We start from the raw sequence: 6,000 nt of genomic DNA on the forward strand, positions 1-6,000 counted from the left end.
GCCCGGTGGAGGGCTCCGCGAGCGGTCCGGGGAGGCGCCGGCGCCCGACCCGGCGACGGAGGCCGCCAGCCGGCTCGGCGGGGGCCGCTCGACGGGAGCGGCTGGTCCGACCGAGGGCGTTCCCCGGGACGCCGCCCGCGCGCCCGGTGGGTTCATGGGGCAGCTGTGACCCTCGCAGGTGCGAGCGTCGTCGAGCTGTCGGCGTTCGTCGCCGCGCCCCTCGCGGGGATGACCCTCGCCGGCCTCGGTGCGGACGTGATCCGCGTGGACCCTCCGGGCGGGGGGCTCGACTACCACCGCTGGCCGCGCTCGCGCGCGGGCGACAGCCTCTTCTGGCACGGACTGAACCGCGGCAAGCGCTCTGTCGTCCTCGACTGGCGGCGCGACGAGGGGCGCGAGCTCGTCGCGGCCCTCGTCGCGCGCCCGGGCCCCGGGAGCGGGATCCTCCTCACCAACCTCGGTGCGAGGGGCACCCTCTCGCACGGCGCGCTGCGCACGCGACGCGAGGACGTCATCAGCGTCGAGATCGAGGGCTACCGTGACGGCGCGATCGCGGTCGACTACACGATCGCGGCGCGCTCGGGCATCCCGTTCCTCACAGGACCGACCGGGACGGTCGGGCCCGTGAACTCGCCCCTGCCGTCCTGGGACGTGGCGACGGGCTTCTGCGCTGCGCTCGCCGTCGTGAGCGCTCTGCGCCAGCGCGAGCGGACCGGGAGGGGCAGCGCGACGCTGATCGCCCTCGCGGACGTGGCGGTGAGCGTCCTCGCGTCGCTCGGCTTCGTCGACGAGCAGGAGCGGGCCGAGCAGCCCCGCGTGCGGGACGGCAACTACCTCTACGGCGCGTTCGGGCGCGACTTCACGCTCAGCGACGGGTCGAGGGTGATGCTCGTGGCGCTCACGGCCCGGCAGTGGCGCGCCCTCGTCGCTGCCTTCGGCATCGCCGAGGAGGTCGAAGCGCTCGAGCGGGACCGGGGGCTGGACCTGAGCGACGAGGGCGACCGCTACCGGGCGCGCGCCGAGATCGCTCGGCTCCTCGAGCGGCGCTGCGCGTGCCTCGAGCCGGCAGCCGTCCTCGAGGCGCTCGAGCGCCACGAGGCGTGCTGGAGCCGCTACGAGACCGCGCCCGAGCTCGCCCGCGCGCTCCTCGGGACGCGCCCCCCGGATGGGGAGGGCCTCGTCCGGGACGTCCCTCTCCCGCTGCGCCTCGACGGGACCGAACCTTCGCCGGTGGGCGCCGCCCCCGAGCTGGGCCGGGACACCGAGGCGGTCCTCGCCGACCTGCTCAGCCTGAGCGCGCGCGAGATCGGACGACTGCGCGACGCCGGCATCGCCGGGACGGGGCGGCCGTGAGCGCACCCGGGCTGGAGGTGGCCGTCGACGAGCTCGCGCCGGACGGCGCGCGGCGCCTCGGGGCGACCATCGGCGACCCCCGTCCGTTTGCTGCCGGCGACGAGCTGCCGTTGCTGTGGCACTGGGCCTACTTCGCGGCGCTCGTCCCGACGTCCGGGCTCGGTCCGGACGGCCACCCGCCGAGGACGGACGCGTACGTGGGCCGCTTCCCCCGTCGAATGGCCGGTGGCGGGAGCGTCGAGCGCCGCGGCCCGCTCGTTATCGGGCGACCGGCGCAGCGCCGCTCCGAGGTCGAGCGCGCCGAGGAGGTGCGCGGGCGCAGCGGCGACCTGGCGATCGTCACGTGGCGCCACGAGTACCTCCAGGACGGTGCGGTCGTCCGTGTCGAGCGCCAGCACCTCGTCTACCGGGGAGCGCCCACCCCACCCGCGCCGGCGTCTCCGGCTGGCTCACCGCCGCCGGCGCCCAGCCCGAGCGAGGGATTCCGCCGTCGGCTCGGCTTCGACCCCGTGCTGCTCTTCCGGTACTCGGCCGCAACGTGGAACTCGCACCGCATCCACTACGACCGCTCCTACGTGGTCGGCGTCGAGGGCTACCGAGGCCTGCTCGTGCACGGGCCGCTCCTCGCCACGCTGCTCGCGGCCGAGGCGGAGGCGGAGCTCGGGCCGCTCGCGCGCGTCGAGTACCGGGCGCGCGCCCCGGTGTTCGACGACGACACCGTCGACGTGCTCGCGACGTCCGCCGAGCGCGGGGCGATGACGCTCGAGGCGCGCAAGCCGGGAGGCGAGGTGGCGATGACCCTCGAGGCGCATGGCCTCGACTGAGGCCGCCGCGGCGCGCCCCGCGCCCGATCCCGCCGTGCTGCCCTCGCCGGGCGCCGAGGCGCCACGCGTCCGGTCGCTGCGCGCCGCGGCGCAGCTCCTCTCGGCGCGCGACCCCGTCGTCGCGGCGCTCCTCGGCGCGCTGGGGCCCCCTCGGCTGCGGCCGCCCCAGCCGAGCCACTTCGCGGCGCTCGTGCGCGCGATCGTCTACCAGCAGCTGGCAGGGCCTGCCGCAGCCGCCATCCACGGGCGGCTCGTCGGCGCGCTCGGGGACGTCGAGCCCCGAGCCGTCCTGTCGGCCTCGGCCGCGCAGCTGCGGGCCGTGGGACTCTCGGCCGGCAAGGTCGCCTCCCTCGTCGACCTCGCACGGCGGGTCGACGAGGGCACGCTCGTCCTCGACTCGAGCCTCTCGAGGCTCGGCGACGAGGAGATCGTGCGCCGGCTCTCGACGGTGCGGGGGATCGGCCGGTGGACGGCGGAGATGTTCCTCCTCTTCCAGCTGCGACGGCTCGACGTGTGGCCGACGGGCGATCTCGGGGTCCGCCGGGGCTACGGCCTCGCCTGGGGGGTCCCGATGCCGCCTGCGCGCCAGCTCGAGGCGCTCGGCGACCGTTTCCGCCCCTACCGCTCGATCGTCGCCTGGTACTGCTGGCGGGCCTGCGAGCTCTACGCCCGTCAGGACGGGCGGGCGCTCACGGGCTGACGGGCGCGTCGGCACCTCGCCCCTCGCGGGCAGGCCTCGCCGGCGGCCGCCGTGCCCCGCGCGGCGATCGCCTAGGATCGTGCGGCCCCTGCGGCGAGTGCCGGCGCCGACGTGCGCTCCTGCAGGTGCGAGGAGGAGTCGAGGACCTGTGGTGCAGTTCGGAGTGCACGCCGGCCTGTCAAGCCGGAGGTCGCGGGTTCAAATCCCGTCAGGTCCGCGCGCTGGCGTCAGCCGGCTCGCTCCGTTCGCGCGCACTACGGCGCGCCCGACGGACGAGCAGGCCGAGCCGGCGGGGTCGGGTAGCTCAGTTGGCAGAGCGCGCGCCTGAAAAGCGCGAGGTCACCGGATCGACGCCGGTCCCGACCACCATGGGGGATGGTTCACGTAGGAACCCCCTGGGCAGTTCACGGCCTGGCCAACAATTGGGCGACGTGTCCCTTGGCGAACCCAAGTTGAGTGATTCGCCACGCGGCGTTCGTCGAGTTCTGGCCCCTTTCCTTCTGCTTCCTTCCGGCGACCAACGGATCGTCTTCAAGAAGATACGCAAGGATCCCAGGCGGAATCGCCATCTGCTTCCCTCGGTTTTCCAGGACGCTCCGAGTTGCAAGGATGCAGGAACCGAAGGCCGTTGTTGCGGTCCGAGCTTCGCGCTACCACGCCCCTTCGGTGTCCTTGCCTTCGTACGGCAGCTCGCTCAGCCAGTGGCCAACGAAGTCGACTTCCCTCCCCGTGGCGGACCTGTAGTACAGGACGGCATCAGCCTCCTTGAGCGAACCGGGGGCCTCTCGCCCGTGGGCACGAAGGCGGGCCGTCCCGAGCTGTCGCTCGGTCAACATCGGGTAGTCCGGCGGCTCGACCTCAGTACGGCGAAGGTGTGCGAGTCGGGCGTGTAGCGGGTCGATGAAGTAGAGCTTCATCTGCGAGGCGAGGTCCGGACGACCGCCGTCGCTGTGGTAGCACGGCCATGTCACGAACGCGTCCTGAAGACGCGTCAGTCGCAGGGTCAGACCCACATGGCCCCTGGCCGGGGCCGCCACGGCGGATGAGAATGGTGCCGGTCGCCCGCCGAGCCCGGAAACTCATTGGTGCCACGAGCCCGCGGGTCAGACTGGTGCAGGGGCCTGCAGGCACCACGGATTGTTCCTTCGAGGACGTACCTCAGATTCTCCAACACCACACAGGTCCCAGGGGCGGCCGCCAGCGAGCAGGACACTCGGGATGGGCGATGGAGATCATCGTGGAGCGCTGTGCGGCGCTCGACGTCCACAAGGACAGCCTCATGGCGGCAGTGCGTCTGCCGGGCGAGAAGAAAGGGCGCCGCACCGAGGTGCGCCAGTTCCGGACCTGGACCTCCTCGCTACGTGAGCTGCGAGCGTGGCTCGTCGCTCACGGCGTCACCCAGGTGGCGATGGAGGCGACGGGCGTCTACTGGAAGCCGCCCTGGCACGTGCTCGCTCCCGAGCCGAGCTTCGAGCTGCTGTTGGTCAACGCCCAGCACGTGAAGAACCTCCCGGGACGAAAGACCGACGTCTCGGACGCGCAGTGGCTCGCATCTCTCCTCGAGTGCGGGCTGCTCCGAGGCAGCTTCGTCCCCGACCCGGTGATGAGCCGGCTGCGGGACCTGACCCGGCACCGCAAGAAGCTCGCAGAAGCGCGCGGACGCGAGACCCAGCGCATCCAAAAGGTCCTCGAGGACGCCGGCATCAAGCTCGACTCGGTCGTCTCCGACGTCCTCGGCAAGGGGCCGCGCGCCATGATCGAGGCGCTCATCGCCGGCGAGCGTGACCCGAACGTGCTCGCCGAGATGGCCCTGACGCGCACTCGGGCGAGGATCCCCGAGCTGCGCCTGGCGCTCGAAGGCGGCTTCGACGAGCACCACGCCTTCATGCTCTCCACCCACCTCGCCACCGTCGACCACCTGAGCGCCCAGATCGCCAGGCTCGACGAGCGCCTGGAGGTGGAGATCGCCCCTTTTGCTCGCCAGGTTGAACGGCTCTGCACCGTGGTCGGCATCGGAAAGGTGACCGCCCAAGCCATCGTCGCCGAGATCGGGGTGGACATGGGCCGGTTCCCGACGGCCGCCCACCTCGCCAGCTGGGCAGGCATGTGCCCGGGGAACCACGAGTCCGCGGGCAAGCGCCGCTCGGGAAGGGCCCGCAAGGGCAACGCCGCTCTCCGCTCGGCGCTCATCGAAGCGGCCTGGTCGGCCTCCCACTCAAAAAACAGCTACTACGCCGCTCAATATCGCCGCTTCTGCCGTCGCTTCGGCAAGAAGAGCGAGTCCAAGGCGATCTTCGTCGTCGCCCACTCGATGCTCGTCACCATCTGGCACATGCTCGCGAACGACACCGACGACGCCGATCTCGGCGGGGACTTCTTCGACCGCCGCGGCGACAACGAGCGACATGCTCGACGCCTCGCCCACCAGATCGAGCGCCTCGGCTACAAGGTCACCGTCGAACCCGCCGCCTGAGGAACCCACACACCGGGGCTCACGCCCCGAGCGGGGCTCTGCCCCGCGCCCCGACGTCGCGCGCCCACGCGCGCGGACAACTCACGTCATTCTCACCTCAGAGATCGAGGTTCGTTCCACAGACGTATCGATGCGCCGGCAATGTGCATTCGTCCCGATGCGCATCACCGAGTTCTCTGAATTGGGGTTGCGGTCGTTGGGAATTAGCCCGAGAAGTCGGTGCGGGATCCGTGGCGCAGCGCCTCGGTCAAGATCGTAGGTGGACCTGCCCTTCTGGTGATGTCAACGCGCGTGCTGTTGATCAACGACGACGGTCGCGCTCGGCAGGCATGCGCTCCCGCTGACGGTTCGATCCGCGCGTCCGGGCCCACGCGTCGCTTCCGGCGATTCAAGACGGCTGTCTCCAGCGTCGGCTTGAGCAGAGTCAAATGACGCCCTTGGGGCGTCGAGCCGGTTCATGTAAGCAACGCCGCGTATCGGTTACCCTGAAGCGGTCTCTACCGCGAGACAACTACCCAAGGCTGGCCGATGTCCCCACATGCGGTTCTTCTCCGTTGCTCCCACGTCGCCTCCGTCGTCCTCATTGCCGCAGCAGGCTTCATGCTGCCAATGGTCGCCAGAAATACGCCGGCCTTTGCCGATACGGCACC

At 71.7% G+C, this 6,000-nt stretch carries 5 protein-coding genes and 2 tRNA genes; 6 read left to right on the forward strand and 1 reads right to left on the reverse strand.

The annotated features are described in order from the left end of the window. Positions 1 to 165: 165 nt before the first annotated feature. The 5 genes from VKV23_04280 to VKV23_04300 all read left to right on the forward strand — a co-directional run bounded on the left by VKV23_04280 (position 166) and on the right by VKV23_04300 (position 3,246). Complete coding sequence (locus VKV23_04280) at positions 166 to 1,353, forward strand: CoA transferase (protein ID HLI15256.1); 1,188 nt, start codon at positions 166 to 168, stop codon at positions 1,351 to 1,353. Next, positions 1,350 to 2,177 carry a hypothetical protein gene (locus VKV23_04285; protein HLI15257.1) on the forward strand — a complete coding sequence of 276 codons (828 nt, stop codon included), beginning with the start codon at positions 1,350 to 1,352 and terminating at the stop codon, positions 2,175 to 2,177. Before VKV23_04280 ends, VKV23_04285 begins: the two co-directional genes overlap by 4 nt. Further along, positions 2,164 to 2,877 carry a DNA-3-methyladenine glycosylase 2 family protein gene (locus VKV23_04290; protein HLI15258.1) on the forward strand — a complete coding sequence of 238 codons (714 nt, stop codon included), beginning with the start codon at positions 2,164 to 2,166 and terminating at the stop codon, positions 2,875 to 2,877. Before VKV23_04285 ends, VKV23_04290 begins: the two co-directional genes overlap by 14 nt. A 142-nt stretch (positions 2,878 to 3,019) precedes the next feature. After that, positions 3,020 to 3,094: transfer RNA gene (locus tag VKV23_04295), tRNA-Asp, on the forward strand. 76 nt (positions 3,095 to 3,170) lie between these two features. Further along, positions 3,171 to 3,246 (forward strand) — tRNA-Phe (locus VKV23_04300). 281 nt (positions 3,247 to 3,527) lie between these two features. On the opposite strand, the gene VKV23_04305 is transcribed toward VKV23_04300, so the two are convergent. Then, positions 3,528 to 3,794 (reverse strand): hypothetical protein, encoded by a 267-nt coding sequence (locus VKV23_04305; protein ID HLI15259.1) that lies wholly within the window; start codon positions 3,792 to 3,794, stop codon positions 3,528 to 3,530. Positions 3,795 to 4,102: 308 nt separating this feature from the next. Between VKV23_04305 and VKV23_04310 the strand changes: the two genes are divergently transcribed. Then, on the forward strand, positions 4,103 to 5,350 hold the full coding sequence (locus VKV23_04310) for an IS110 family transposase (protein ID HLI15260.1): 1,248 nt from the start codon (positions 4,103 to 4,105) through the stop codon (positions 5,348 to 5,350). The last annotated feature ends 650 nt before the right edge of the window (positions 5,351 to 6,000 follow it).

It is taken from the genome of Acidimicrobiales bacterium, from assembly GCA_035294085.1.
Lineage (GTDB): Bacteria > Actinomycetota > Acidimicrobiia > Acidimicrobiales > Bog-793 > DATGLP01.